This window comes from Candidatus Methylospira mobilis, from assembly GCF_009498235.1.
Taxonomy (GTDB): Bacteria; Pseudomonadota; Gammaproteobacteria; order Methylococcales; family Methylococcaceae; genus Methylospira; species Methylospira mobilis.
Genome location: NZ_CP044205.1, coordinates 582167 through 608384 on the forward strand (window position 1 = coordinate 582167; position 26218 = coordinate 608384).

The window sequence follows — 26218 nt, forward strand, 5'->3', positions numbered from 1 at the left end:
CTTACGGAGGCTGCAGGCGCAAGTCAACCGAAGATCAACGCTCGAGAAAATTGCGCAGCAGCTCATGGCCCTGTTCGGTCATGATCGATTCCGGATGGAATTGCACGCCTTCAATATCCAGGGTTTTGTGCCTGACCCCCATGATTTCCTCTATGCCTCCGCCGGCATTTTCGGTCCAGGCCGTAATTTCCAGGCACTCCGGCAGGCTGTCCCCGGCGATAACCAGAGAATGGTAGCGTGTGGCCTGTAACGGGTTTTTAAGGCCTTTAAAAACACCGCTGTTGCGATGATGCACCATTGAAGTTTTGCCGTGCATGATTCGTCCTGCATGGACAATATGTCCTCCGAAGGCGTGACCGATGCTCTGGTGCCCGAGGCAAACGCCCAGTATCGGATAATGTCCGGCATAGGCATGGATTGTATCGACCGAAATACCCGCTTCGCGCGGCGTACAGGGGCCAGGCGAAATCACGATTTTATCCGGGTTGATGCCGGCAATATCTTCAACGCTGATTTGATCGTTGCGTTTTACTTCCACCTGCGCGCCCAGCTCGGCCAGATACTGCACCAGGTTATAGGTAAACGAATCGTAATTGTCGATCATTAACACATGCCCGCTCATAGGCTGGCCTCCTTTTCCAGACCGGCTTCCACCATGGCGACCGCCCGGAAAATCGCACGCCCTTTATTCATGGTTTCTTCCCATTCGTTTTGCGGTATCGAATCGTGTACGATACCCGCTCCTGCCTGAATATGCAGTAATCCGTTCTTGATGACGGCGGTGCGCAACGCGATCGCGGTATCGAGATTACCTGACCAGCCGATGTAGCCGACCGCGCCGGCGTATACGCCGCGTTTGACCGGTTCCAGTTCTGCAATGATTTCCATGGCTCTGATCTTGGCCGCGCCACTGACCGTGCCGGCGGGAAAAGTCGCTGCCAGTACATCAAACGCGTCGTGATCGGGCGCCAGTTTTGCGGAAACATTGGACACGATGTGCATGACATGCGAATAGCGTTCGACGACCATGCGCTCGGTCAATTTTACGCTGCCGGTCTGCGCGACGCGTCCGGCGTCGTTGCGCCCGAGATCGATCAGCATCAAATGTTCGGCAATTTCCTTCGGATCGGCCAACAGTTCCTGTTCCAGCTGCCGATCCTGCTCCGGCGTTGCGCCGCGCGGACGGGTGCCTGCGATCGGACGTACCGTGACCATGCCGTCTTCGAGACGCGCCAGGATTTCCGGCGAAGAGCCGACAATATGAAAATCGCCCAGGTTCAGGTTGAACATATACGGCGATGGGTTCAAGCAACGCAACGCGCGGTACAAATCCATGGCTGATGCGGTGTAAGGGATGCTCATGCGTTGCGAGAGCACCACCTGCATCACGTCGCCGGCGACAATATACTCCTTGATGCGCCTGACTGCTTGTTCGTAACCTTCACGGGTAAAACCCGATACGAAGTCGGATTCGTTCACTTGATGCGGTGGTCCCGGCGCCGGAAGCGGCGCCGATTTTTCGCGCAAATAGCGTATCAGCCGGTCGAGCCGCTGTTCCGCTTTTGCATAGCCGTCGGCTTCGGATACTTGCGCATGGGTAATGACCAGCAGCCTGCCGGACAGGTTGTCGAAAACCAGTACGTCTTCGGATACCATCAACAGTATATCCGGGTTGCCGATCGGGTCCGGTTTGTCGTTTTTCAGGCGCGGTTCGATATAGCCTATGGTTTCGTAACCGAAATAGCCGACCAGTCCGCCGGTAAAACGCGGCAGTCCTGCAATTTCGGGTACTTTGAACGCGCTTGCATAGTTTTTTATCCATTGCAGCGGATTGTCCGCTACATGGAATTCGACATCGGCGCCGTCGTTTTCCACGGTGATTTCATTGCCGCGAACCCGGATACGCGTGCGGCAAGGCAAGCCGATGATCGAGTAGCGTCCCCACTGCTCTCCGCCATGAACCGATTCGAACAAATAGGAATAGGGCGCATCGGCAAGCTTCAGATAGGCGCTCAATGGCGTATCCAGGTCGGCGAGCACCTGGCGCGCCAGCGGGATACGGTTGTAGCCCTGCCTGGCGTAGTGGGTATATTGTTCCGGGGTCATTTCAGCCTGTTGTTATTGAGAATCTTCATGGAGCAGCCTAGCCAGATCAGTCAGAGATGCGACCAGAAAATCCGCCGACAACTCTTCCGGTTTTTCACAACTGCGATACCCATAGGGTACGCAAGCTATGGCGTAACCGGCAGCGCGTGCGGCTTTCACATCGTTCTCGGAGTCGCCGACCATCAGGCACTCCGCTGGCGTCACTGAAAAGCGCTCGGCAGTTTTCAGCAAGGGCTCGGGGTGCGGTTTCTGTTTCTCGTACTGGTTGCCGCAGCCGATAAAATCAAAATACCGGGCTATGCCCGCACGTTCCAGCAGCGGCATGGTGAAGTCCGCATGCTTGTTGGTCAGACAGGCGGTGATGTAACCATCGGCCCTGATTTGCTGCAAGCCTTTCAATGCGCCTGGATAAAGACGGCTGAGATGGAAAACATGTTCCGTATAGAGCGATTTGAAGCGCGCGAGCGCGCTGTCATAGTCTTCAGGCGTGTTTTCCGGCTGCATTTGCCCGGTCAGCGCGCGTTTGACCAGCATCGGTACGCCATTGCCGATCCAGCCGCGCGCCCTATCGAAACCGGCCGGGGCGCGTCCGGTTTCTTCCAGCATGCGTTCTATAGCCCAAACCAGATCGGGCGCGGTGTCCACCAGCGTTCCATCGAGGTCGAACGCGATCAGTTTGGGGTGATAACTCAGTCGCCCGTCAGGCGCGCGCTTTAGCAAGTTCATCTCTTAGCGCTTTGATAATGCTGTCGTAGCGGTTCGGGTCGCTGTCTTTGCCTGCGCCGAATACCGCCGAGCCGGCGACAAAGGTATCGCAGCCGGCTGCGGCGATTTCGCGGATGTTATCGACTTTGACGCCGCCGTCGATTTCCAGGCGGATGTCGCGTCCGCTGGCGTCGATGCGCTGACGCACTTCGTGTATCTTGTCGATCACGTAAGGAATGAAGGACTGACCGCCGAAACCGGGATTCACCGACATCAACAGGATCATGTCGATTTTGTCCATCGCATAGTCGAGGTAATTAAGCGGCGTGCCGGGGTTGAATACCAGTCCCGACTTGCAGCCGTTATCGCGTATCAGTTGCAGGCTGCGATCGACATGATCGGATGCTTCCGGATGGAAAGTGATATAGCTGGCGCCCGCCTTGGCAAAGTCGGGAATGATGCGGTCGACCGGCTTGATCATCAGATGAACGTCGATCGGCGCGGTGACGCCATGCTTGCGCAACGCCTCGCATACCAGCGGGCCGATGGTCAGGTTCGGGACATAATGATTGTCCATGACGTCGAAGTGTACGACATCTGCCCCGGATTTAAGCGCTTGTTGGACTTCCTCGCCAAGACGGGCGAAATCGGCAGACAATATAGAGGGAGCTATCCAGTTATCTTTCATATCACAGGCTCTGGGTGGGTGAGGTGTTGCTCATGAGTCACGACACGGCTCTGGGCGCGATCAATGACGCAATGAAACCATTGATTTATCGAACTGGGCTATTTTCCCACTTCGCGCAGGCAGCGACAAGCCGAACACGTAGAAGACCCCGTTGCGCCAATAACGGGAGTTTCCACAGAACCTGTGGATAAATCTGTTGATGGGTCTGTTAACTAGACCGCCGTGTGCGGGTTGGGTTGGGTTGGTTAAAATTGATGCATATTCAACTTGTTGAAATTATATACTATTAATGTAAGTTGTTGATACGGTACTGATGTGGTGCGCCGGGGCCGCCGATGTGCATAAAGCCTCAGGAAGTCATTTGCTTATTGCAAAAACAGCGTTTTTATCTCTGATGCTTCAGGCAGTATCAAGCGCCGTGTGTCCAGCAGAATGGCAAAACCCATAAACGCAGCGCCTGCGCTTGTGGGAAAACAAAGACCGGAAGCGGTTGCTCGAATAGTTCTGTTTTCTGATAAACCAGCACGATATCGCCGCGACTGTCCAGATAATGATGACCGTATGCATAAAGTTGATAAAAACCGGTCTGGCTTAGAAGCCGTTCATAATCTTTTCAGTAATAACGCCAGGAAGGCCAGATGGATAAACTGCAAGCCGGTATTGAGCTCGCGCTCGCAGTTTTTCCATAAACGCCGGCATTTTTCCAACCAGGCGAAAGAACGTTCAACCATCCGGCGTTGAGGTATCACCGCAAAGGTATGTAGCTCGTTACGCCTGGCTGCCTGCACGGGTTGCCCCCGGTTTCTCTTTAACCGCCCGGGCAAACGGTTGTCTGCTGTAACCGCCATCCACCAATCCGCTACGCACCTGCTGAAGACTCGAGAAACATCGATCGAAGGCCGCCAGCGCTCCCTGGCGATCGGTTACTTCCGCCGTGCTGACCGCTATCGCATGCGGCAGACCCTGCGTGTCCACGGCACTATGCCGCTTGATGCCGGAAACTTTTTTGCCCGCGCCGTAGCTTTTATGCCGCGCGCTATCCGTGTTCCTGACGCTCTGCGCATCGACGATCAAAAAGCTTGTCGAGGCGTTGCGCCCCTGTTTCATGCGGGCCTCGCCACCCTGATTTTTTAAAGCCCGCTCAGAGCGCTTATGCCTTCCGAATCAGGTTCGCTCCATTTGGCAAAGTATGAATGGACCGTGCGCCATTTCGGAAAGCCGCTGGGCGGCATTCGCCACTGACAGCCGGTCTTCAACAAGTACAATACGGCGCAGCAGGTTTCGTACCGATCGACCGTACGCGGTTTCGTTCGTTTGCGCACGCTTTCCAGGATCGGTTGGATTTGCTCAAAGGCTTCTTTACTGATATCGCCCGGGTATTTTTTCTCATTCTGCTATTTTACGACTTTTCAGCAAAAACCGTGAACAGCTTCTTAGTGCACCCTCAATCCGCAGGGTGTGATCACTCTCCGTTTCAACTAACCGGCCTGAGCGCTTTCATGCTCCTGATTTCGTCGAACAGCCATTGACGGAAAGCAATCAGACTTGGCCGCTGAGCGGTTGCTTCCGTATAAATCAAGTAATAGGTAAAATCCATGGATAGCTCTTGCCGGAATGGGGCAACGAGCCGGCCCGTAGCAATATCGGAGGCTGCCAGTATGGATTGGGTCAGCGCTACGCCAAGTCCGTCTATGGCTGCTTCCAATGCCAGATAAGCGTGATTGAAATGCATGCCGCGGACAGGATCGATTTTTCCTTGCAAGCCTGCGGCTTCCAGCCATATTTCCCAATACGACTGGTGCTCGAACCGATAAATGGGATCGACATGCAGCAACGTATGATGAACCAAATCCGAAGGATTACGCAACGGATGCGTGTCCTCCATCAGTTTCGGGCTGCATAGAGGGAGCACGGTAGCGGGAAAAAGCTTTTCTACCCGGAACCCCGGAAACTGTCCCGAACCGAACCGGATGGCTATGTCGATACTGCCGAGTTCGACATCGACCAGTTCCTTGTCCTGTAAAAGCGTCATGCTTTTGTTATCGACCAGTTTCGTGCTGGCCGTAATTCTGACTTCGATATCCGGATGTTTGGCGACAAAACGATGCAGCCGCGGCATCAGCCATTTGTTGGCGAATGACGGCGTCACGCTGACGGTGAAGATCGGGTCATTGTCGTAAGAGCGCATGTCTTCGACTGCTTCGGCTAGTTGATTAAAACCGGCATGTAGTTTCCCCAGAGCAACCTGACCTACCGGCGTCAATGCCAGCGTGCGGCTGCCGCGATGGAACAGCCGAATATCAAGGTTGTCTTCGAGCGCCTTGATTTGATGGCTGATCGCGGCTGGAGTGACGTGAAGCTCTTCCGCTGCTTTTTTGAAACTCAGATGTCTGGCAGCCGATTCGAAAGCACGCAGCGCGTTTAATGGCGGTAAATGACTGATCATGGCGATTCTCAGATTAGTTTATATAAACAATCGGATTATAATTTATCGTTTGTTTCCTTATTGCGAATTATATATAGTTTAACCGTCGGAAATGAAGTGGCAAGCGTATCAGCATGCCAACTCATCGACTGTTCAGCTAACAGGAGAGATTTATGAAAAACAAGCAACTTTTGTCTGCAGCCCTATTGGCTCTGATTTCAGGATATGGCGTTGCCGGTAGCGCTCAAAATACGTCCGGATCGCGTATTGATGTCTATCCGGAAAGTACCCTTCAACAACAGGTACTAGAGCCCCGCTCTATGAAGGCGGGCGAATTCGCGCGCTTCGAAGCTATAAACGCAAGGCCATACCCTGATGATTACCCATACCCTGGCGACCAGGGAAATCAGTCTGCCAGCCCTCATCAGTCACAGGTGCTCGGGAAGGAAACGAAACAAAAAACCATTCCTTGACGGAACGGCCGATCAGTGAAAAACGGAAAATTATTGCAGCGCGCTGACTTTTGTTGGCGCGTTGTCCGCACTGATATTGCCCTGACAGTTGCTTAACAGCAAGGAAGGAGGAGACATGGTGAACATGAAGGACGAGGTCTTGCTCAAAGTGCTAAGGCCGAGTATTTGACGGCTTTCTCCAGGGAATACAGCAGCTTCTACATTATTGAGTATGCAATGATGACCAATATCGATGGATTGAATCAAATAAACGGAAACCATTTTGATGCTGCCGTCAGCCATGACGCCTTTGATATCGTATGCGTATTTTGCGGCTCCGTTTTCTTTCAGAACGGCTAGGGTATTTTCATTAATAACCGTATGGCTGGAACCGGTGTCGATGAGAAAATCCGTACTGCTCCCGCCTTTGAGATGGACTGGAACGTAAAAGGTGCCTGCATCGCTTTGTCGCATGGCAATATGCTTATCCGCCTCGCCTGCAAAACCGAGTCCAAAAGGCAAAACACAGGCAATCATCAGAATAAGCCGCTTCATAGCTACTACCACCTTTGCAGTTACACGTATATCTACCGGGCTGCATTGCGCACGAACTCAGATAGACCGTGAGTCAAAACGAATGGCCGACAATCGGTCACGATACCTTGGACGTTGCCAGTTATGGTTAATCAACCGGAGATACCCGGCGTCTCCTGTACCATTGGCCTTATTGCGCGGCCCCTGCAACGAGCGATTCTTTTTGGATGCTGAACGATAGCACCAAAAAACACGATAAACAATATATTTACCGGCAGTTCTCGAAAAAACCATGTACCGGGCAGGATATTGATCGCACTGAAGAAACCCTTGACACACCAGAGGCTCTCTATATCCTGTCGCGGCGTATGGCGTATGGCGTATGGCGTATGGCGTATGGCGTATGGCGTATGGCGTATGGCGTATGGCGTATGGCGTATGCTCCAGCAGCAAACGCGGGTCATCGGCAAATCTGCCTTCACAGGTGTAAAACAAATCGGAGGTGAACCGGTAGACGGTCAATCACGGTTATGCAGCTAGGTTCTGTTGACGTATCACCGCAACCAAATGAGAGCTGAGACGAAGTGAAGGAAGGCCATGTAGTTGCGAGCCGTTTTTTCAAAACGCGAAAATATTCGCCGTTAATGTTTGATTTTGTTGAATAAGCATTCAATCAGATGGCGTTCCTTGTAAATAAACCAATCGCACTCGCGCACCTTGCTTCGATTGCAGCGCGGAGGAATGACGGCTTTCATATCCCTTGCTACGATGGCCTGGACCACGCATCGCTGTCATGGCCTTTGTCGCCGACAAACGCACGCGCACCCGCTGGCGTCAGCGCTGGCAAGGTTTCAACCTGTCCGATGTCACTGGCCAGCCTTCCGGTCAGTACGAATTCGAGAGGATTCCCCAAGTCATCCGTGATGGCGTGAATCCTGGCAGTAAAGCCGCCCTTCGATCGTCCCAAGGCTTCGTCCCCGGCATTGCTACCCGCCGCGCCACCGGCGCAGGGATGAGCCCGGTTGATGGCTTAACCCCTTTTCGGAAGGGACAATAAGCAATAAAAGGATCAGACCTTACGCTAAACCGTCGATTCTCGATTTCTGTCAACAAAGCCGCTTATCGGATAATATGCCGCGCCGGTCGTTACTTCGCGTCGTCTGCCCAAACTTTTTGAGTTTCTGCAATTACACTCTCGGGTACTTTACTGCATTCGCGTCTGGCGAAGGCCGATCCTTCGGGGTGTTTCACCTTCACTGCGCCATCTATATGAACCGGATAGCCGGCTGGGATTATTGCTTCTGATACAGATCTGCCAAAGTTCGACGTTAATTTGATAGTGCTGCCGGGTAATCCAGCATTGGACCAGTAGTCAGTCATTGGTCTACGCGGCCATGTACGAAGGGTCTTTCGTATAGCCTGCAATCCAGGCATTAGCAGCCTTTTCATCAGCGAAGTGGATTTGTCCTTCCTCGACGACAGGGCGTGAAATGCCGTCGTACCCTGCTATTGGATTTATTAAGAGCCGTCCTGCTGGGTCGTACATGCCCAGATTTCCATACCATCGCTGTTTCCTGGCGAACATGTTCTCATCCAGCCCGGAGCCGTTCCACTGATACCTCCGCTGAAGCCCGGAACCGGCAACAACCGCCATATGCGAACAATCCGCCGTTGCTTCGAGGCGCGCGCCAGGTTCGAAGACCAATTCGATCTGCGCTTCCTCTGCGCGCAAGCCGGCAGCGGCCAGAAACAGGCTAGCCCAAAAGGCAGTCGGGCGGCGACTGCTTTGTAGAAAATGAGGCCGGAAAATCAATGTTCACCTCAATGAGTCAGGCCCCTTTCCGGTACATATATTGCCAGTGTCTCTGTCACAAAAGACTAGGTGATTAGCACTAATGTTCACAAGCCATTGATTACTGGTGCAGGGCGGAAATTAGTTTGTCCTTATAATTCCAATGGCTTCCATTGGTCGAATCCATACTTTCGTGAATTTCGGTGCTAATCACCAAAGACTATTCCTCCAATAGTTCCAGCAACCACTGTCTGATATCGCCGATTTCATGGGCGCATACCGAATGCTGCATCGCATATTCGTGCCAATCTACATCATAGCCTTGTTCCGTAAGCTTTTTTCTGGCCGCAATCCCAAGGCGATACGGCACCACGGTATCGTCCGTACCGTGCGCAATGAAGACGGGCAGGCGGGTCGGGGAAACCGGCACCGCGTCCGGATCGGAAAGGTAGGAAGACAGCACCATGACGCCGCCCAGCGGTTCTGCGCTGGCAAACGCCGTTTCCAGCGCGATGACGCCGCCCTGGGAGAATCCCGCCAGAATGATGAGGTTGGCGGCGATGCCGCGCGCGCGTTCGCGCGCGACAAACCGGCCGATGGCGTCCACGGACTTTCCGATGCCGACGGGATCGCGCGCGCCGTCGATGTCCATGGCTACGATGTCGTACCAGGCCGGCATGACGTAACCGCCGTTGATCGTTACCGGCTGCCTGGGCGCGTGCGGAAAAATGAAGCGCACCGCGTAATCGGAGGGCAACGCCAGCTGTTTGGCGACCGGCTCGAAATCGTGACCGTCCGCTCCCAGTCCATGCAGCCAGATGACCGAGGCCGTAGCCGGTGTTTTGGGTTCTATTTCTATGCAGGGGAGTAATTTGTCGGTCATGGCGTCAGGATAAGGTTTTACGTTGCGACAACAGCGACCAGATCACCAGTATCGACAGCAGCAGGCTGGTTTCCAGTAGCACGAAGGCCGAGATCTTGAGCCAGGCGAATCCGGGATGAACGAAGCGGATCAGCCAGCTCGACAATTCGTCGGTTACAGCCGACGCAAAGGTGATCAGGGTCAGACCTATCTTGAGCGGCAGGCTGACCGAGGTGAACAATAACAGATGCATCAGGGTAACCACCAGTATGACCATTGAAAAAAGATGGAAGTGACTGACTTTGAGCAGACTCTGGTAGCTTTTCGGTTCGGTAAAGGTTTCCGGCGATCCCAGGCAGCAGGCAACGACGGACTGCGGATTCAGGCTCATCTTGTGAAAATACATCAGACCGTTGCTGATCCAGAACAGAACAATGTAGCCCAGAAACATCGGCACTATCGTATTCAATACGATGCGCCGGTTATGTTCGCCGTTGGCAAAAAAACGCATTACCGCCCCTCCGCCTTGAAGTCGACGCGAAATACCGTTGTGACTCTGCGCGCGGCCCCTATTACCGCGCGCGAGGTCAGGGTAGCGCCGGAATACCGCATCCACGCCCTGGATCAGAAACAATGCGTTCGGCTCCACGTTCGCCAGCGCGTGGGCGAGCGATACTCGGGCGGTTCATGAAACGCGAGTATGATCACGCGCTGCAGTTTCCCGACGGGGCTGAGAGTACCACCAGAACGGTTTCCTGTTGGGTTCTGACGGTATGGGTGTCGATTGCGGCGTAGCCGATAACCGTGCGCCGTTACGGCGCCCTTCAAAAAAGTGAAATAAATGGCTATCCAGCTTCATTTTGACCTGACGCTGGATTTCCGCTTCCTGGGCGTCGTCGATAAATACCGGCAGGGTCTCGATCGCGGCGTCCATACCGAAAGCCGCTTCCATCGCTTCTTCCTTGCTCATCAATACCGCTGCGCCGGCATATCGTTTATCGGGTGAACCGGGGGTTTTGATGGCGCCCTTATTAAATCTGACAATGTTCGAATTCAAGCATTAAGCACTTTACTGCTTCCTTTCTGCTTAACCGGATGAACCAGCAACCAGATCATGGAGTACAGCAAACTGACAGCAAGATGAATGTGATTCGAATTCATGACGGAGAGATGCGGGAGGGCGGCATAGCGCTCATTTAAGCGGCTTCACCCCGCCTTTGCGTCCGAAACCGAACGCAATCCGGTAAACATCCGGCATTTGAATGCGCTGATCCGGCATGGTTTGAATCAAGCCCAGGGCTTCCAGATCGCGCAACACGCCGCGCGCATCGTCTTCCAGATTCTGTGGGGGCAGTTTGACGATGCCCTGTTTTTTTTGCAGTTGCTCTTCCAGCGTGACCAGCGTTTTTTGCTCTTTCCAGATTTGCTTGAAAGCCTCGACCTCGCAAGGCACGGTCAATTTGCCATACAGGGGCGACATCACCAAATCCACCCAGGGGTAATCTTCGCTGGTGATTTCCTGTACCCGGATTTGAGAGGCTTTTTGTACGCCAAGCTGTATGGCCCGATAATCAAGCGCCAGCTCGTAATCGTCGCGCGTTTCTTCGGATGCGGTTTTCAACGCGGAAAAAAAACTTCTCGGGCTGACCTGGTTCAAGCCGTCCTGCAGATGGTTGACCAGCCAGCTGTAAGGCTTGCCGCGCTTGGGACTGCTGCCCATGGCGGAACCGGCCAACTCCTTGAAGGTAAGTTCTTGGTCCGCTTCGTCAGAGCGCAACGCTGACGGCAAAACCCAATACTCGGCCTTTTTCAGCAGTGCTGCGCCGCATGTATCCCTGGCTAAAGCACGAAAATCGCTTCCTCCTCCCTGGGTATTCGCCAGGCACTGGAAGAAAAGCGCATACAAATCGGATCGACGCCAGGCCAGAGAGGCTTTGTGCGCCGACAGTTTGGAAAAATCGGGGAAGCCGATGATGGCGTGATCCTGCAACATATCGGGACGGAGGAAAACCTTGAAGCGAATCCGTTTCGTGGAGCGCGCATCCAGCGCAACCTGCAACAGCGCTTTCGCCAACGGGTTGATGTGTTCCCAGTTTTCTGCAAGCCGGTCCAGCGCGTCGAACAGGATAAGCAATGTTTCCCCGCGTTGGTCGAGCGCTCGATCCGCCTGATCGAGCAACTCGTCGAAATCTTCCGCATGATTCTGTACCCAGTCCGCGCGATCCGACCATCGGCCAAGCTGAGCAAATTCATCGGAGAAACCGGCGTGATGGGCAAGAACGGCGCGCCAGATCGCACGCGGCCGATAGTTTTGCTCGACCAACTGCGCCAATACGTCCGCGCCGGGCGCGTCTTTGGTGGAAAGCCCGGTGCCAAAGCCTCTGACTACCTTGATGCTGGAGTCAAAACGAGCCTCAGGGTACGCCGACTGGATAAAAGCGCGGTGCGTCGATGACGCCAGTTGCGCCCACCAGAAGCTCTTTCCCGCACCGCGTATCCCTTCGACCAGCGTCGACTGCGGATCGAGCGCGCGCGCATGGCTGAGCGGCACATAGGTAAAGCCGGGGAGGCGGTTGGGCTGGCCCCCGGCCTGATCCAATGAATCCGCCGCTTCGCGCACCCCCGCTCTCAATTTGCGTGCATTGACCACTTCAGCCTCCATTCACTCGGGATGTAATCCACGCGATCAATGCACCGAACTTGGCATCAATTTCGGCATAGCTGACGCCGCCATGCTCCGGGCGCACCAGGGGATTGAATTCCTGAAACACCTCGTCCCAATCGACGCGGATTGGAAAATGAGGCGCAGATTCGTCTTCCATGGGCGGGTTGAAGCGGTCTGTCGCTTCTGCGGAAAGAAACGTCTCCCTGCTTTTGGGCGGGGCAATTTCATCGTATAACGTATTCGAAAACAGCTCGTATGACTGTTCCAGAAAGGACTTTGCGCGGGCTTCCCGGTTATGTTTGGGGGCGAGCGCCTGCACAATGGCAAGACGTTCCCGTACCTGGCGGCACACATCGGGGCGATGCTGCCAATGTGCGAATAATTGCTGATAGCCTTGCCAGTTCTGGGCGCTATCGCCAGCAAACAGGAGTGCGATATCCGCCAGACGGGTAATGGAAATAGCCGCGATATCGTGTAAACCCGCTCTGCTGTCTATCAGCACCACATCCGGCTGTTCCTGCGCCTCCAGCAGCGTTAACACCTGTTGCATGCGTGCGGGGAACCGTTCAGCCCCGCCAGCCCTTGGAATATCGGCATAGATGCGCGCCAATTTGGACAGGTAGGCGGTTTCACTCTGCCCCATGGCGGCTGCTATACGAATGGCGCCAGTTGTGGTTTCCGCCAACGGGCTGGACGAAACCAGATTTTGCAGCAAGGCTTCGCCTTGTCCAACGGCGTCTTCAACAAACCAGTCCACTAACCCAAATTCGGCAACACGCGCTATCGGTAACAGCAGGCCGGAAAGACCCGGCGATTCCAGATCGAAGTCAACCAACAGTACGCGTTTTCCCGCTCGCGCCAAGCCGTAAGCCGCCATCGCCAACGCAGTAGAGCGGCCCACGCCGCCTTTCAAACCATAAAACACAATACGCTGAGGATGTTGCGCCTGTGACGGGAGCGGTTTAAGCCAGTCTTGCCCGATAATTTGCCGATCAAGAACGGAAATGACCCAGTCGGGTTGCTGCGCATCGTCGCTATTGAACCCGGCTGGAATCGTGGTTTCGTGCCAGTCCGGGCTGTTGAATATCGCATCGGGGTTGGCGAAGTCATCCCGGAACATGACTTCGCCTTTGGTTGCATAGGCGCCGAAACCGGCAAGAGCGGATTCAAGACGCCGGCGTGCGTCGTCAGGGTACTCTTGCAGAGTACAGTTCACTGCAAAACGTATGCGACCATAAATATCGCGCACCAAACGTACCGGCCATTGGGAGGGCAACCCCGATTCCAGCGCGATTCGCGCGGCCTGTTGCAACGCTTCGTTGAATCGAAGTACGTTCATAAGAATATTCCGTCCGCTTCTACTTGATCCAGCATTTGAATGACTTCCCTGGCGGCTTGCTCCCACTCCGGTAAGTTGGCAAGCGGTATGGCGGTTTCCCGGTAGTAGCGATGCTCGACGCTCCAACTCGACAATTTATCCAGGCCTGGAAGCTGGGCAAAATAGCGGCGAGCGAGAACGCCGTCCGGGATCAGCTCCCCGAACGCACTGATGTGATTGCTCAGAGTGGGCATATGTCGGCGAAACTTATGCTTGCCGGGTATTCCGCCATCGCTATCCGTTGGCACGCCAGAAGCAACCAGCACCGCCTTGATGCCGCATTCGACGCAGAACCCGAACAATTGCCCGCTGTTTGCTTTGGCTTCGGACTGTAACAGGATGTAGGCATCATTCAAATGTCTTCGCGCTGAGGCGATGTAGTCTACTGCTGTAGTCATTATGCGTTACGCGTTAACCGGAGGCATAAGATAATAGCGTTGATAGTTCAGAATATTGGCTATCATACATTGGCCTGATAGCATCGGATCAGGCCAATGAGCGGTCTTTTGGAATCGGATGCGGGCAAAGCCCGCTTGTATCCAGCGCGTCCAACCGTCTCAGGCGGCTATGCCGCTATGCCGCAACAGCGCGTCGATTTCCGGCTCGCGCCCGCGAAAGTCCTTGAACAGTTCCATGGCCTTGCGGCTGCCGCCGCGTTCGAGGATTTTTTCCATGAATTCGCGCCCGGTTTCCGGGTCGAACACGCCGCGCTCTTCGAATAGCGAAAACGCGTCGCTGGATAGCACTTCGGCCCATTTGTAGCTGTAATAACCGGCGGCATAGCCCCCGGAGAAGATATGGGAGAAGCTGTGCGGAAAGCGGTTGAAGGCAGGCGGGCGCAATACTGCCGTTTGCTCGCGCACTTCGGCAAGGATGTCGTATATCCTGCCGCCAAGCGCCGGGTCGTATTGCTGATGTATCCTGAGGTCGAACAGGCTGAACTCGATCTGTCTGGCCATCTGCATGCCGGACTGGAAATTGCGCGCCGCGATCATTTTCTGGAACAGGCTGTCCGGCAGGCTTTCGCCGGTCTGGTAATGTCCGGAAATCAGGGCCAGCGCTTCGCGTTCCCAGCAAAAATTTTCCATGAACTGGCTGGGTAGCTCTACCGCATCCCATTCCACGCCGCGTATGCCGGAGACGCCGAGATAGTCCACGCGCGTCAGCATGTGGTGCAAGCCATGGCCGAATTCGTGGAACAGCGTCAACACTTCTTCATGGCGCAACAAGGCGGGGTCGGAACCGGCGGGAGGGGTGAAATTGCACACCAGATAAGCGACGGGGGGCTGTACGTATCCATCCAGCTTGCGCCGCACCAGGCAGTCGTCCATCCAGGCGCCGCCGCGCTTTTTGGCTCGCGCGTATAAATCGAGGTAAAACGCGCCGCGTAATTTTCCAGCGGCATCCAGAATTTCATAAAACCGCACATCCGGGTGCCAGACATCGACGTCTTCGCGCGGCTTGATTTCCAGACCGTACAAGCGCCGCACTACATCGAACATACCCGGCACTACGCGGGTCACCGGAAAATAAGGTTTGAGCTCTTCATCCGACAGCGAGAACGCATGCAACTGCAACTTTTCCGAGTAATAACCGATATCCCAGGATTCCAGCGTCGCTACACCGTGCTGTTCGGAGGCAAAATTACGCAAGTCGTCCAGATCGCGCCGCGCAACCGGCAACGAGCGGCGAGACAAATCCAGCAAAAAATCGACTACATCCTGCGGCGTATCCGCCATTTTCGTCGCCAGAGACAGCGCCGCGTAGTTGTCGTAACCGAGCAGTTGCGCTTCTTCATGGCGCAGCGCAAGTATCCGTTCCATGATTGGGCTGTTGTCCCATTGCCCCGCGTTAGGGCCTTGATCGGAAGCGCGCGTGGCGTAAGCCGTGTAAAATTCGCGGCGCAGTTCGCGGTCGTCCGCATAGGTCATCACCGCATAATACGAAGGAAACTCCAGGGTAAACATCCAGCCGGACAGTTGCCGCTGTTCCGCTTCCTGCCGCGCGAGCGTGCGCGCGGTCTCGGGTATGCCGCTCAGCAGCGCTTCGTCTTCGATATGTTTCGTCCAGCCCTGGGTTGCGTCCAGCACGTTATCCTGAAACTGACTGCAAAGACGCGAAAGCTCCTGGGCGATTTCCTTGTAGCGCGCTTTTTTATCGGCAGGCAGCGCAATACCTGATAACTGGAAATCTCGCAATGCATGCGAAATTACCTGTTTTTGCGCTTCGTCCAGATCGGCGAACCCGGCGCTATCGGCCAGTTCGCGATAGGCTTGAAACAGCTTTTCATTCTGTCCCAGCTCGGTTCCGTATTCGCTCAACTTGGGCAGGCAGGTATTGTAGGCTTCGCGCAGGGCATCGTTATTGACTACCGCATTCAAATGCCCGACCGGCGACCAGAATTTGTTGATGCGGTCATCCAGTTCGTCCAGCGGTTCGATCAGGGTTTTCCAGCTCCATTCTTGAGCGCTCGCCAGTAAAGCTTCTATCCCGGCGCGGTTATCGCTCAACAGAAGCTCCAGTTCTGACACTACATTGTCGGGTTTGAGCGAGGAGAATTTTGGAAGATCGTTCAGATTAATGCGAGTGGTCACGTTATGGCCTTTATTTATCATGATTGAGCTGGGCGCGAAGCGGCGGCTGAGTGGATGCGCGCGTCGCGGATTTAAGATTTACAACTATCAGCCACCCTTACGCTGCCGACTGACTGACACAGTATTGCGCGGCTAGACGCTTTGTGGCTCAACCAGGATGTGCATCTATCCATTCCTTCAGCGCTGCATCCATCCTTACCTGCCAGCCTACACCCGTTGCCCGGAAATAATCCAGCACTTCCGGGCTATACCGTACAGATACCAACACCTTGCGTGTATCGACTTTTGGCCGTCCACGCTTTAACTTTTTCCGATCTGCCGCTTTGCCTGCTTCCGGCGAGACTGCATTCCCAGCCATGTACCATGTGGCCTTATCGAAAAACTCATCGGCCAATTCAGGGGGTTCGTCGTATTCTTCCCCTGTGATGACATGGGCGGCAACTTTCGCCAAGTTGCTTCTCAAAACGCGCTTGTTCTCGTTCATTTGCTTTCCTCATAGATTATGATCTGGCGAAAATCGCCGCGTTGCGTCCACGCTGCAATCATCATTCAACCGCGCAAATGTCCGACCGTGATGATACGTGTTTCGCCGTAGTCCCGCCGCGTATCTTCAAAATGGAGCGTAGCACCTTCAAAAACTTCAGCAGCATCGGCAAAGTGGATACCGCGTTCGTTCACTGTTTTTCGCGCTTGGCCGGATCGCTGGTTACTTTAAAGATTTTCATATATTTATTGTAGCTACATTAAACTGCAATATCAATGAATTCGTGTAGCTACAATGTCTAACAAACGAATGTTTTTTAGACAAAAATACAATCCTGTTAAACCCAGGAAAACACTGATTTAATCGCGGCCTATTTCCATGTATTTATTATTGATAACATTTAATCATGATATAACAATCAATATATTACACTGTAATGGTGTCCGGCGCATGATGAAACAGACCACTCTCCCAGACCTACTTCTCCAGCAGAAATCCCGCATCACGCGGCGCGAGACTTTTTTGAACGCGATGGATCGGTAGTTCCCTGGTCCGAGCTGGTTGAGATCATTCAGCCGGTGTATCCCGCTTCCGGGCGAGGCCGCGTTCATGATAGAACCGGATGGCGGGTTGCCGTGTATTGGCATCCAGCGCCTTGGGACGTCCACCGTTTCATCCGCGCGCCCTCGCGGCCAAAAGTCCGGCCTGGGTATGTTCGCGAATCAGGTTACGCTCGAACTCCGCCAAGGCGCCAAACAGATGAAACACCAGTTTGCCGCCGCTGCTGGCGGTGTCGATGTTCTCGTACAGGCTTTTAACGCCACCCCGCGCTTTTCCAGCTTATCGACCTGGCAATCAGGTCTTTGAGGGAGCGGCCCAGCCGATCCAGCCGCCAAGACCACCAAGGTATCGCCTTCACGCAGCATTTCCAGCGCGGTGATCAGACCTGGGCTTTCGGCTTTGGCGCCGCTTTCCTTATCTTCATACTGCTTGGAACAGCCGGCTAGAGTAAGTGCGTCGCGCTGCAGTTCAAGATTCTGATCATCGGTGGAAATGCGGGCATGGCCTATCAGCATGACGCGCCTCGGTGTGAACAGCAGGAACCAGGCTGACAAAGCGGGGTAAGGCGCCGAAGATAGGAGGTTGACGAGAAATCAGGAGATATTTGTATGACCGTTCAGTAAAGAAATTCATGTAAAGCGAGTATAAATTAAAGGTGTACTATTCACTCCCGTTTCTTTCGGAAAACCTTAGTTTTACATAAGCCGTGTTGATCAGCTCGTCGAGAGTGGCAGGAATGTTTCCTGCCTTATAGGCTAAATACATGTGCATCGCCAGTTCCTTGAGCGTTTTTTCGTCCCAGCTTTCAAAACGGTTTTGAAGTGTGCTGACTAATTCCGGGCGGGTTATATTGTAATGATGCAACAAGGTATCGAAAGTGATCTCTGAAGTTGGCTGTTCCTGCAAATCGGACTCCAAGGGCTCATCTTCGAGTTTCAATAATATTGCTCCGGAATGCGGCGACTGTTCTTCGGGTTCTGGAAAATAGCTTTCCGGCGTAAAGGAGTGTTCTTCGGGTGCTAATGCCTCGTCTTCGGCTGTGTCTTCCTGTGAAGGCGCTTCGTATCCCGCGGGTTCAGCTTCCATTGTTTCAATGGATTGCTCCCGGGGTTCCGTGGCGTGGGATACGGTCGGGGATATCCGGGTTATACCCGGGTCGGGTGGAGCCGGCGCCAGTGAACGCACGATTTCCCTTATTTCTTCGATCTCCAGTTTAAAGTGATCGTTTTCTTTCTTTATCTGTTCGAGTTCCAGTTTCAAAATTGCAATTTCTTGTTCATGGCCGGCCAAGGCATCGTCGTTCCGTCCCAGTCTGTCGGCAAACTTCTGCGCAGAACTTTCTTTCTGATCGTGAACCTGCTGCAGTGCACTGATTTGCCGTCCGAAATGATAGATTTTCTGCTCCAGGGCTTCCATCTTGTCCTGCTGCTCAAGGGGGAGGTACGTACTCGTTACGGTAACAGGCTCAGGGTTGGACTCGATATAATGATCAGACTCGCTGGTGATTTTATCGAAGACCGCTCTTTCCGCTCTCATCTCCGCTTCCCTGTATTCCCGGCTTAATGTTTCATCATAGAATTCGGAGATGCGCCTCATTCTTGCCAGGATCTTGGGGCTCAAATTCAAGGTAGCCCGTTCCTCGTTGCTCAATGCAAGCGGGCGGTTTTCCGCAAATTCTTTTGATTCTGTCATGATCGTATCCTCGGAAGAATGATGAAGCACATTTGGCATGGCATGCTGATATGCTGTAGCGTGAAATATACGCCAAATTTCAGGTTTCACCTACTGCCGCTTTATTGTGAGGGTCGCAATGGCGTTTGCTGGGAAGCGCATGGCAAGCGGAATTCCGTGTTCAAGCGTTTTCCCGCTGGAGCAGGCATGGGGTTTGGCAGTTGCTGTTCGCCGGTTGCGTTCATCATGCTGATTTTAAAGGCGTATTTATCTTCTCCATCATCAATCGAGTTCATCCCCGCGCCAGTGGCGCTGCGGGCGGTAACGCCGGGGACGAAGCTTTGGGACGATCGAAGGGGCGGCTTTAGCACCAGGATTCACGCCATTACGGATGCCTTGGGGAATCCTCTCGAATTCGTACTGACCGGAGGCTGGCCATGACATCGGACAGGCCGAAACCTTGCCGGCGCTGATGCCAGCGGGTGCGTGCGCGTTTGTCGGCGACAAAGGCCATGACAGCGATGCGCTGGTCCAGGCCATCGTAGCGAGGGATATGAAAGCCGTCATTCCTCCGCGCTGCAATCGAAACAAGAAACGCGAGTGGGATTGCTTTATTTACAAAGAACGTCATCTGAAAATTTTCTTATTAGTAAGGCGAGACCTTCTGCGCCGATGGATGGGCGCAGAGAGTTTCTAGAAGGCTGTCCGAGAATTCGATAATTGAAAATTTCACCACAATGTATGGTGCTTGCTCTTATAAAATAACGCTATACAATGTAGCGTTTTTTTCTGAGTTTACATGCTCGGACAGCCTCTTAGGGGGGGGTTGCTGCGTGTCTCGACTGGCTTTGCCTCGGTTTCCGGTCGAACCGGTCCCGATTCCACCGCTCACCCAAATGTACTCGTGCGCGCAAAACCCGGTAAGGTTTACTTTGTCCTCTCAGCCGTCAACCGATAACGCCGGTCGCTGGCAGCCAAAACGCCTGCTATCGCCATCAATACCCCGCCCAGCCAGATCCAGCGGATAAACGGCTTGTAGTAAACGCGCACTGTCCAAGCCCGTTCATCCAGCTTTTCGCCGAGCGCGACGTAAAGATCGCGGAACAGGCCGGGATCGATGGCGGCTTCGGTCATTGGTTTGCGCTGCACCGTATAAACGCGTTTTTGCGGGTTCAGTTCGGCGGCGCGCGATGCGCCATGGTAAACCTGAAAATCGCCTTCCAGCGCCCGGTAATTCGGCCCTTCCACTTCTTTAACGCCCTGAAATTTGAAAGTATAGCCGCCCAGATCGACCGCTTCGCCTATCGCCAGACGCACATTCTTCTCGACGCTGTAATGACTGGACAGTACAGTGCCGACCAGAAACACCGCAGCGGCGAAATGCGCCAGCGTCATACCGTAGATGCTCGGGCTTTGCGCGCGCAAGCCTTCCAGCAGCGACTTGCGCACGCGCACGCGGTTATAAAATGAAAACAGACAGGTTGCGCTTAACCATAGCGCAGTCGATAAACCCGCCATGGTAGCGTAATCATTCGGCTCGAAGCATAGCAGGGTCAGACCGACACCGGCTATGAAACAAGCAACCAACAGCCAGCGCAAGCGCTGAAAAACTGCAACAGCGGAAGCATCGCGCCAGCCGACCAGCGGCGACAACCCGGCCAGCAAAAATATCGGCGCCATGATCGGCGCAAACACGCTGGAAAAATACGGCGAACCGACCGATATTTTGCCCATGCCAAGCGCATCCAGCATCAATGGATACAGCGTACCGAGCAGGATGCTGGCCGCCGCCGTCACCAGCATAATATTGTTCAGCAACAGCAGGTTTTCACGCGAAAACAGCGCATAACGAGCATGATCGCGGATTGCCGGCGCGCGCCACGCATAAACCCCAAGCGAGCCGCCGACAACCAGCAGCAGGAAAATAAGGATAAACAAACCGCGAGTCGGATCGGAGGCGAACGCATGCACCGAAGTCAGCACGCCCGAGCGCACCAGGAAAGTTCCGAGCAGGCTCAGCGAAAACGCGAACAGCGCCAACAGCACGGTCCAGGTCTTGAACGCGCCGCGCTTCTCGGTCATTGCCAGCGAATGCAGCAACGCGGTCGCTACCAGCCACGGCATGAATGAGGCATTTTCCACAGGGTCCCAGAACCACCAGCCGCCCCAACCGAGTTCGTAATAAGCCCACCACGATCCCAGCGTGATTCCCAGCGTCAGGAATACCCAGGCCACCAATGTCCACGGGCGTGTCCAGCGCGCCCAGGCGGCGTCTAGCGAGCCGCCGAGCAAGGCCGCCAGCGCAAAACTGAAGGCGACGCTCAGGCCGACGTAACCCATGTAAAGCATCGGCGGGTGTATGGTCATGCCGAAATCCTGCAGCAGCGGATTCAGGTCGTTGCCGTCCACCGGCGCGGGAACCAGGCGCGTAAACGGATTGGAGGTAAACAGGATAAAGGTGAGCATGCCGACGCTGATCAGTCCCATGATGCCCAGCACGCGCGCGAGCATCGCATCGTTGAGACTGCGGCTGCGCACGCTGACCGCCAGCGTCCACAGCCCGAGGATGAACACCCAGAGCAGCATCGAACCTTCGTGCGCGCCCCAGACCGCGGCAATGCGGTAATACAGCGGCAATGCGGTATTGGAGCCGCGCGCGACGTATTCCACGGAAAAATCGTTATTGATGAAGCATAGCGCCAGAGCGAGCATCGCGATCAGCAGGAAAAAGCTCTGCGCCTGCGCGGCAGGCCGCGCCGCCGCCATCCATAGCTTCCGCCTCTGATGCGCGCCGACCAGCGGCAGCGCTGCCTGCAGCAGCGCCGTCAATAGCGCCAGCGTCAACGCCAGTTGTCCCAGCTCAGGTATCATTTGCGGTAGTCCTTGTAGTTCGGTTCAATCCGCCCGTTCTTTTTTAACGCTTCGCCGACTTCGGGAGGCATGTAATTCTCATCGTGCTTGGCCAGCACTTCGCCGGCGACAAACACGCCGTTGTTGTCGAGTTGCCCGATGGCGATGATGCCCTGACCTTCGCGGAACAAGTCCGGCAGTATGCCTTCGTAGCTGACGCCGACCGTTGCCGGACCGTCGGTCAGATCGAAGGCGACCTTGACGCCGTCGCCGCGCTTGACGCTGCCTTTTACAACCAGGCCGCCGACTCGGAACGAATAGCCATGCGGCGCTTCGCCGGAAACGATCTGGCTCGGCGTATAGAAATACAGCAGATTTTTCTGAAACGCGCGCAATCCAAGAAACGCCGCCAGACCGATGCCCAGCAACAGCAGCCCGATCCACAGCATGCGGCGGCGGCGCGGCGTCATCGTTGCGGCCCACGGGCAAGATGGCGGCGCGTCTGCGCTTTTATTTGCGAGATTTTCTGTAATGCGGCGAGCAGATTCCAGCCGAGCACCAGCAAGGCCAGACCGTAGCTCGGCCAGACGTAGCGGGCGTAGCCGCCCATATCGAAAAATTGTTCCAATGTCATAGCTCCAGCTCCTTCACCCACGCGCTGCGGCGCTCGCGCTCCAGTACTTCGGCGCGGGCATTGATCAAAATCACCGTGGCGGCAAACAGCTTGAAAGCCAGCATCATCACCAGCAACGGCGTCAGCATACTGAGATGTATCGCCGGTTTATCGAAGCGCGTCACCGTCGGTCCCTGATGCAGGGTGTTCCACCATTCCACCGAATAATGGATGATCGGGATGTTCACCACGCCGACCAGCAGCAGCAGGCCGCCTGCGCGCGCAGCTACGCGCCGGTCTTCGATCGACGATACCAGCGCGATATAGCCCAGATACAAAAACAGCAGTATCAGCTCGGAAGTCAGCCGCGCGTCCCACACCCACCAGGTTCCCCACATCGGCTTACCCCACAGCGAACCGGTCGCCAGCGCGATGAAGGTAAACGACGCGCCCAGAGCCGCCGAGCTGCGCACCATCACATCGGCGAGCTTGATGTTCCAGATCAGGTGGATCGCGCTGACCGCCGCCATGAAGGTATAAAGGGCCAGCGACATCCACGCCGCCGGCACATGCACGAACATGATGCGGTAGCTTTGGCCCTGTTGATAATCGGGCGGCGCGACCACCAGGCCTAAATATAGCCCGGTCAGCAGCATCAGCGCGGCGAGCGCGCCCAGCCAGGGAATAAACTTTCCGCTCAACGAATAAAAATAAGGGGGAGATGCCAGCTTATGAAAAAAACGCCACATAAAGGTAAACAGGGTCAACTTACACTGATTCTAAGCGCGGCGGCGATTGCCAGCGGCGTCAGGGTCAACGCCAGCAAAGCCATTGCCGCCAGAAAATAAATTTGTCCTTCAATTGGAAGACCTGCCGAAGCCGCGGTAATCGCATTGGTGGCAAAGATAAGCACCGGAATGTAAAGCGGCATGACCAGCAATGTCAACAAAATACCGCCGCGGCGCAAGCCCAGCGTCAGCGCCACGCCGAACGCCCCTACAAAGCTGAGCACCGGCGTGCCGAGCAGCAAGGTCAGTTCCATCGCGGCAATGGCAGCGGGCGGCATCGACAGCAGCACGCCCAGCAACGGCGCGAGCAGCAGCATCGGCAAAGCGCTGACCAGCCAATGCGTCAGTATTTTTGCGATCACCAGCAACGGAACCGGATATACGCCCAGCAGCATCTGCTCCAGCGTGCCGTCTTCATAGTCGCTGCGAAACAGGTTTTCCAGCGAAAACAGCGCAGCCAATAACGCGGCGATCCAGATCACGCCCGGGGCGATGCGCCGCAGCAAATCGACCTCGGGACTCACGCCCAGCGGGTACAGGCTGACGATCATCAAAAAAAACAGCAGCGGATTCGCCAGCTCGCCGCGATGACGAAACGCCAGCAGCAAATCGCGCCGCACCAGCGTCCACAATGCGAAAACCAAACCGTTCAAGACAGCACCAGCTTTTCTATCACGCAGGATACCACCAGCGGCTGATGCGAAGTGACAATCGCCATGCCGCCGGTCTCAAGGTGCGCATCCAGCAGACCGCCGAGCAGGGCCACTCCGCCTATATCCAGCGCGGTGAACGGCTCGTCCAGTATCCACAAGGCCGCCGAGCGCGCCACTATGCGCGCCAGCGCGATGCGCTGATTCTGTCCTGCCGAGAGTTTGCGCGCCGGAATGCCCTCGCATCCATCCAGGCCGACGTGCGCCAGCAGCGTCAACGCTACCGTTTCGCTTAGCCGGATACCGGTCAGGGGTAAGAACCACAACAGGTTTTCCAGCGCGGTCAAATCGGCCTTGACGCCCAGTGCATGCCCCAGATACGCCATTTCGGCCTGATAATCGGTCGTATGCTCGGCAATAGAGCGTCCGCGCCAAAGCACCTCGCCCTCCGCTGGACGGCTCAGGCCAGCCACGATGCGCAGCAAACTGGTTTTGCCACTGCCGTTGGCGCCTTCCACCTGCAGTAAACATCCCGGAGAGAGCGTAAATCCCACCTGCGAGAAAAGCTCTCTTTCACTGCGTACGCATTCGAGATTCCGGGCCGTCAGTATCCCCATCTCACCTCAATATCAGGACTAAATCAGATGATTATACCGGAACATGAGTAGCATGACTGCGTTGACGCGATAAATGAATGATAGTGTATCAGTTCGAATTTTGCTTTTGGTACGGGTCACGCTTCGTCGGAACCGTCCAGGACAAGGCTGCCATCCTGTCCATGATCCATACGTGATTGCCAATACCGACTTCCATTGCCGGGGTGAAGCGCTGAGTTGAATGGATGCGCACAAACTTGTAATGCACGAAATACGGCGCTACTGCTTGCCCAAGGTTACGAATCTTCTTGCTGATACCATTAGTTCAGACGGGGAACTCGGCGTATCGCCATGAGCATAGTCTGATTTTGTTGTCCGACATGGCTTGTGGATACTTCATTCATATCGGAAATTCAGTTGATGGGGCACTTTTTTGCGTCTTCAGTTTTTTAAGGGCCAATGTTTACATTAGATTCTGATAGGCCTTGCGGCAATGGCTCTCAAGCCGCAACGGCAACTTCATTTAACTGCGCTACCGTCAAGGCTCTGTTGCGCCCATTCTGTTTTGCGTAATAAAGCGCTTTGTCGGCCTGATTCACCATGGTTTCGAAGTCCAGTCCGAAATGCTCGGAATCGCAGATACCGATGCTGATGGTGCAGGTGATCGTATCGCCGGTTTCTGTTGGCAGCGGCGTATTGGCGATACTGTTGCGCATGCGTTCGGCAATCTGCAGCGCTTCGCTTTCCGTTGCGTTAGGCAACAACACACAAAATTCCTCGCCGCCATAGCGGCCCAGATAATCCGTGTTGCGTATCGATGCGCGGGCAAGCTCTGCCAAGCGCCGCAGCACATCGTCGCCTTGCGGGTGACCAAAGCGGTCATTGATGGATTTGAAATGATCGACATCAAGCATTATCAATGCCAGCGGCTGCTGTAGTTTGGTCAGCTGCAGACATAATCGGTCGGCGATGAGCGCAAGACTGCGGCGGTTAAGGGCGCCGGTAAGACTGTCGCATGATGCCGCATGTTCCAGAGCGGCGGCCAGACGGTAGTTAAGCATGAGCATGAAACCAAAAGCGGCGCAGAATTGCGCAACGCTGGCCAATAGTAGAAAACCATGATTGACATAATAATGATCTGCCGGCGAATCGGTGCGCAGAGTGGCTATCGCCCTTAGCGCGATAAGCAATACCAGAAACGCATAGGCGCCGCCGGTCAGCCGATACGCCATGCGTACCAGTGTTTCTGTCCGAATCGACAACGCCCGGATGCACAACAGATTGATCAGGCAAAAAAACACCGAGTTGGTCATCGCCCGCAAGCTTGCATCGGTATGAACCACTACCCACCAATAAGTATTGATTCCTACCAGTATCATGATGACAAATGGTAATAAAAGGTTGGGTTTTTCGCCATTGAACGCGCGTATGCCGTTTATGCGCAATGATTGCCCAAAAGTCAGGACCATTGCTTCGAGCACCATGCACTCATCGTCTGCGGCCAGCGGAGAGTAATAGCCCCCCACGCAAAAAGTCAAACCAATACACAAATCTCCCAGGGCGTATTCCCTGATGCCCCGGATCGATTTGAGATGCCATCCAGTCAGCAACAGCATGCCCGCCAGCAAGCAACTGAGCAGGCCCAACATAAATGCCACGGTGCGGATATCAAAAGGTATCATCTGTAGTTTGGGGGAACTGACTCGCGGCGCGGATGTTGACGGGGGAAGGCTGTAAGCGGATAGTGATGCGTTCTGTCTGGGATATACCCCAAACCGGATAACAACATCCGGATAGTATTGTA

At 54.7% G+C, this 26218-nt stretch carries 28 protein-coding genes and 2 pseudogenes; 1 reads left to right on the top strand and 29 read right to left on the bottom strand.

The window, feature by feature from the left end:
• Nucleotides 1-34: 34 nt before the first annotated feature.
• The 6 genes and pseudogenes from F6R98_RS02410 to gcvA form a co-directional block, all read right to left on the bottom strand.
• Nucleotides 35-622 (bottom strand): anthranilate synthase component II, encoded by a 588-nt coding sequence (locus tag F6R98_RS02410; protein WP_153247599.1) that lies wholly within the window; start codon nucleotides 620-622, stop codon nucleotides 35-37.
• The gene (trpE, locus tag F6R98_RS02415; RefSeq protein WP_153247600.1) at nucleotides 619-2106 is read right to left on the bottom strand and encodes an anthranilate synthase component I; all 1488 of its coding nucleotides are present in this window, start codon (nucleotides 2104-2106) and stop codon (nucleotides 619-621) included. The genes F6R98_RS02410 and trpE overlap by 4 nt, the downstream gene beginning before the upstream one ends.
• A 12-nt stretch (nucleotides 2107-2118) precedes the next feature.
• Nucleotides 2119-2832, bottom strand: a complete 714-nt coding sequence (locus tag F6R98_RS02420) for a phosphoglycolate phosphatase (protein ID WP_153247601.1) — start codon at nucleotides 2830-2832, stop codon at nucleotides 2119-2121.
• Nucleotides 2807-3499 carry a ribulose-phosphate 3-epimerase gene (gene rpe / locus F6R98_RS02425; protein WP_153247602.1) on the bottom strand — a complete coding sequence of 231 codons (693 nt, stop codon included), beginning with the start codon at nucleotides 3497-3499 and terminating at the stop codon, nucleotides 2807-2809. The genes F6R98_RS02420 and rpe overlap by 26 nt, the downstream gene beginning before the upstream one ends.
• A gap of 602 nt (nucleotides 3500-4101) precedes the next feature.
• Nucleotides 4102-4866: pseudogene (locus tag F6R98_RS02430) on the bottom strand (IS5 family transposase).
• A 107-nt stretch (nucleotides 4867-4973) separates the two neighbouring features.
• A complete protein-coding gene (gene gcvA, locus F6R98_RS02435; RefSeq protein ID WP_153247603.1) occupies nucleotides 4974-5945 on the bottom strand; it encodes a transcriptional regulator GcvA in 972 nt (323 codons plus the stop codon).
• A gap of 152 nt (nucleotides 5946-6097) precedes the next feature.
• On the opposite strand from gcvA, the gene F6R98_RS02440 reads away from it, so the two are divergent.
• Nucleotides 6098-6397: a hypothetical protein gene (locus F6R98_RS02440; RefSeq protein ID WP_153247604.1), complete on the top strand. Its 300-nt coding sequence runs from the start codon at nucleotides 6098-6100 to the stop codon at nucleotides 6395-6397.
• A gap of 30 nt (nucleotides 6398-6427) precedes the next feature.
• On the opposite strand, the gene F6R98_RS02445 is transcribed toward F6R98_RS02440, so the two are convergent.
• From F6R98_RS02445 to F6R98_RS02555, 23 genes and pseudogenes are all read right to left on the bottom strand, one after another.
• Nucleotides 6428-6931, bottom strand: a complete 504-nt coding sequence (locus F6R98_RS02445; protein WP_153247605.1) for a retropepsin-like aspartic protease — start codon at nucleotides 6929-6931, stop codon at nucleotides 6428-6430.
• 131 nt (nucleotides 6932-7062) lie between these two features.
• Complete coding sequence (locus tag F6R98_RS02450; protein WP_153247606.1) at nucleotides 7063-7374, bottom strand: hypothetical protein; 312 nt, start codon at nucleotides 7372-7374, stop codon at nucleotides 7063-7065.
• A 299-nt stretch (nucleotides 7375-7673) separates the two neighbouring features.
• On the bottom strand, nucleotides 7674-7877 hold the full coding sequence (locus F6R98_RS02455) for a hypothetical protein (RefSeq protein WP_153247607.1): 204 nt from the start codon (nucleotides 7875-7877) through the stop codon (nucleotides 7674-7676).
• Between the two features lie 417 nt (nucleotides 7878-8294).
• Nucleotides 8295-8723: a hypothetical protein gene (locus F6R98_RS02460; RefSeq protein WP_194270101.1), complete on the bottom strand. Its 429-nt coding sequence runs from the start codon at nucleotides 8721-8723 to the stop codon at nucleotides 8295-8297.
• Between the two features lie 199 nt (nucleotides 8724-8922).
• Nucleotides 8923-9585 (bottom strand): alpha/beta hydrolase, encoded by a 663-nt coding sequence (locus tag F6R98_RS02465; protein ID WP_153247609.1) that lies wholly within the window; start codon nucleotides 9583-9585, stop codon nucleotides 8923-8925.
• Nucleotides 9586-9589: 4 nt separating this feature from the next.
• Nucleotides 9590-10213 carry a hypothetical protein gene (locus F6R98_RS02470; RefSeq protein ID WP_228125052.1) on the bottom strand — a complete coding sequence of 208 codons (624 nt, stop codon included), beginning with the start codon at nucleotides 10211-10213 and terminating at the stop codon, nucleotides 9590-9592.
• A 36-nt stretch (nucleotides 10214-10249) separates the two neighbouring features.
• The gene (locus F6R98_RS02475; RefSeq protein WP_153247610.1) at nucleotides 10250-10621 is read right to left on the bottom strand and encodes a hypothetical protein; all 372 of its coding nucleotides are present in this window, start codon (nucleotides 10619-10621) and stop codon (nucleotides 10250-10252) included.
• A gap of 135 nt (nucleotides 10622-10756) precedes the next feature.
• The gene (locus F6R98_RS02480; RefSeq protein WP_153247611.1) at nucleotides 10757-12214 is read right to left on the bottom strand and encodes a hypothetical protein; all 1458 of its coding nucleotides are present in this window, start codon (nucleotides 12212-12214) and stop codon (nucleotides 10757-10759) included.
• A 1-nt stretch (nucleotide 12215) separates the two neighbouring features.
• A complete protein-coding gene (locus tag F6R98_RS02485) occupies nucleotides 12216-13568 on the bottom strand; it encodes a KGGVGR-motif variant AAA ATPase (RefSeq protein ID WP_153247612.1) in 1353 nt (450 codons plus the stop codon).
• The gene (locus tag F6R98_RS02490) at nucleotides 13565-14005 is read right to left on the bottom strand and encodes a hypothetical protein (protein WP_153247613.1); all 441 of its coding nucleotides are present in this window, start codon (nucleotides 14003-14005) and stop codon (nucleotides 13565-13567) included. The genes F6R98_RS02485 and F6R98_RS02490 overlap by 4 nt, the downstream gene beginning before the upstream one ends.
• 159 nt (nucleotides 14006-14164) lie before the next feature.
• Nucleotides 14165-16201, bottom strand: coding sequence for an oligopeptidase A (gene prlC, locus F6R98_RS02495; protein ID WP_228125053.1), 2037 nt, complete (start codon nucleotides 16199-16201; stop codon nucleotides 14165-14167).
• A gap of 148 nt (nucleotides 16202-16349) precedes the next feature.
• Entirely contained in the window at nucleotides 16350-16685 is a 336-nt protein-coding gene (locus F6R98_RS02500) for a BrnA antitoxin family protein (RefSeq protein ID WP_153247615.1), read from the bottom strand.
• Nucleotides 16686-16750: 65 nt separating this feature from the next.
• Nucleotides 16751-16879 carry a BrnT family toxin gene (locus F6R98_RS22380; RefSeq protein WP_265588125.1) on the bottom strand — a complete coding sequence of 43 codons (129 nt, stop codon included), beginning with the start codon at nucleotides 16877-16879 and terminating at the stop codon, nucleotides 16751-16753.
• A 478-nt stretch (nucleotides 16880-17357) separates the two neighbouring features.
• Nucleotides 17358-17761 (bottom strand): annotated as a pseudogene (locus tag F6R98_RS02510) (recombinase family protein).
• Nucleotides 17762-17906: 145 nt separating this feature from the next.
• Nucleotides 17907-18938, bottom strand: a complete 1032-nt coding sequence (locus F6R98_RS02515; protein ID WP_153247616.1) for a hypothetical protein — start codon at nucleotides 18936-18938, stop codon at nucleotides 17907-17909.
• Nucleotides 18939-19302: 364 nt separating this feature from the next.
• On the bottom strand, nucleotides 19303-19548 hold the full coding sequence (locus F6R98_RS22675) for a hypothetical protein (protein WP_153247617.1): 246 nt from the start codon (nucleotides 19546-19548) through the stop codon (nucleotides 19303-19305).
• A gap of 296 nt (nucleotides 19549-19844) precedes the next feature.
• Nucleotides 19845-21788 (bottom strand): heme lyase CcmF/NrfE family subunit, encoded by a 1944-nt coding sequence (locus tag F6R98_RS02525; protein ID WP_153247618.1) that lies wholly within the window; start codon nucleotides 21786-21788, stop codon nucleotides 19845-19847.
• A complete protein-coding gene (gene ccmE / locus F6R98_RS02530; RefSeq protein WP_153247619.1) occupies nucleotides 21785-22237 on the bottom strand; it encodes a cytochrome c maturation protein CcmE in 453 nt (150 codons plus the stop codon). The genes F6R98_RS02525 and ccmE overlap by 4 nt, the downstream gene beginning before the upstream one ends.
• Nucleotides 22234-22401 (bottom strand): heme exporter protein CcmD, encoded by a 168-nt coding sequence (ccmD, locus tag F6R98_RS02535; RefSeq protein WP_153247620.1) that lies wholly within the window; start codon nucleotides 22399-22401, stop codon nucleotides 22234-22236. The genes ccmE and ccmD overlap by 4 nt, the downstream gene beginning before the upstream one ends.
• Nucleotides 22398-23129 carry a heme ABC transporter permease gene (locus tag F6R98_RS02540; RefSeq protein WP_153247621.1) on the bottom strand — a complete coding sequence of 244 codons (732 nt, stop codon included), beginning with the start codon at nucleotides 23127-23129 and terminating at the stop codon, nucleotides 22398-22400. The genes ccmD and F6R98_RS02540 overlap by 4 nt, the downstream gene beginning before the upstream one ends.
• A 14-nt stretch (nucleotides 23130-23143) precedes the next feature.
• On the bottom strand, nucleotides 23144-23821 hold the full coding sequence (ccmB, locus tag F6R98_RS02545; protein WP_153247622.1) for a heme exporter protein CcmB: 678 nt from the start codon (nucleotides 23819-23821) through the stop codon (nucleotides 23144-23146).
• Entirely contained in the window at nucleotides 23818-24435 is a 618-nt protein-coding gene (gene ccmA, locus F6R98_RS02550) for a cytochrome c biogenesis heme-transporting ATPase CcmA (protein WP_153247623.1), read from the bottom strand. The genes ccmB and ccmA overlap by 4 nt, the downstream gene beginning before the upstream one ends.
• Before the next feature lie 479 nt (nucleotides 24436-24914).
• Nucleotides 24915-26063 carry a GGDEF domain-containing protein gene (locus F6R98_RS02555; RefSeq protein ID WP_228125216.1) on the bottom strand — a complete coding sequence of 383 codons (1149 nt, stop codon included), beginning with the start codon at nucleotides 26061-26063 and terminating at the stop codon, nucleotides 24915-24917.
• Nucleotides 26064-26218: the final 155 nt, after the last annotated feature.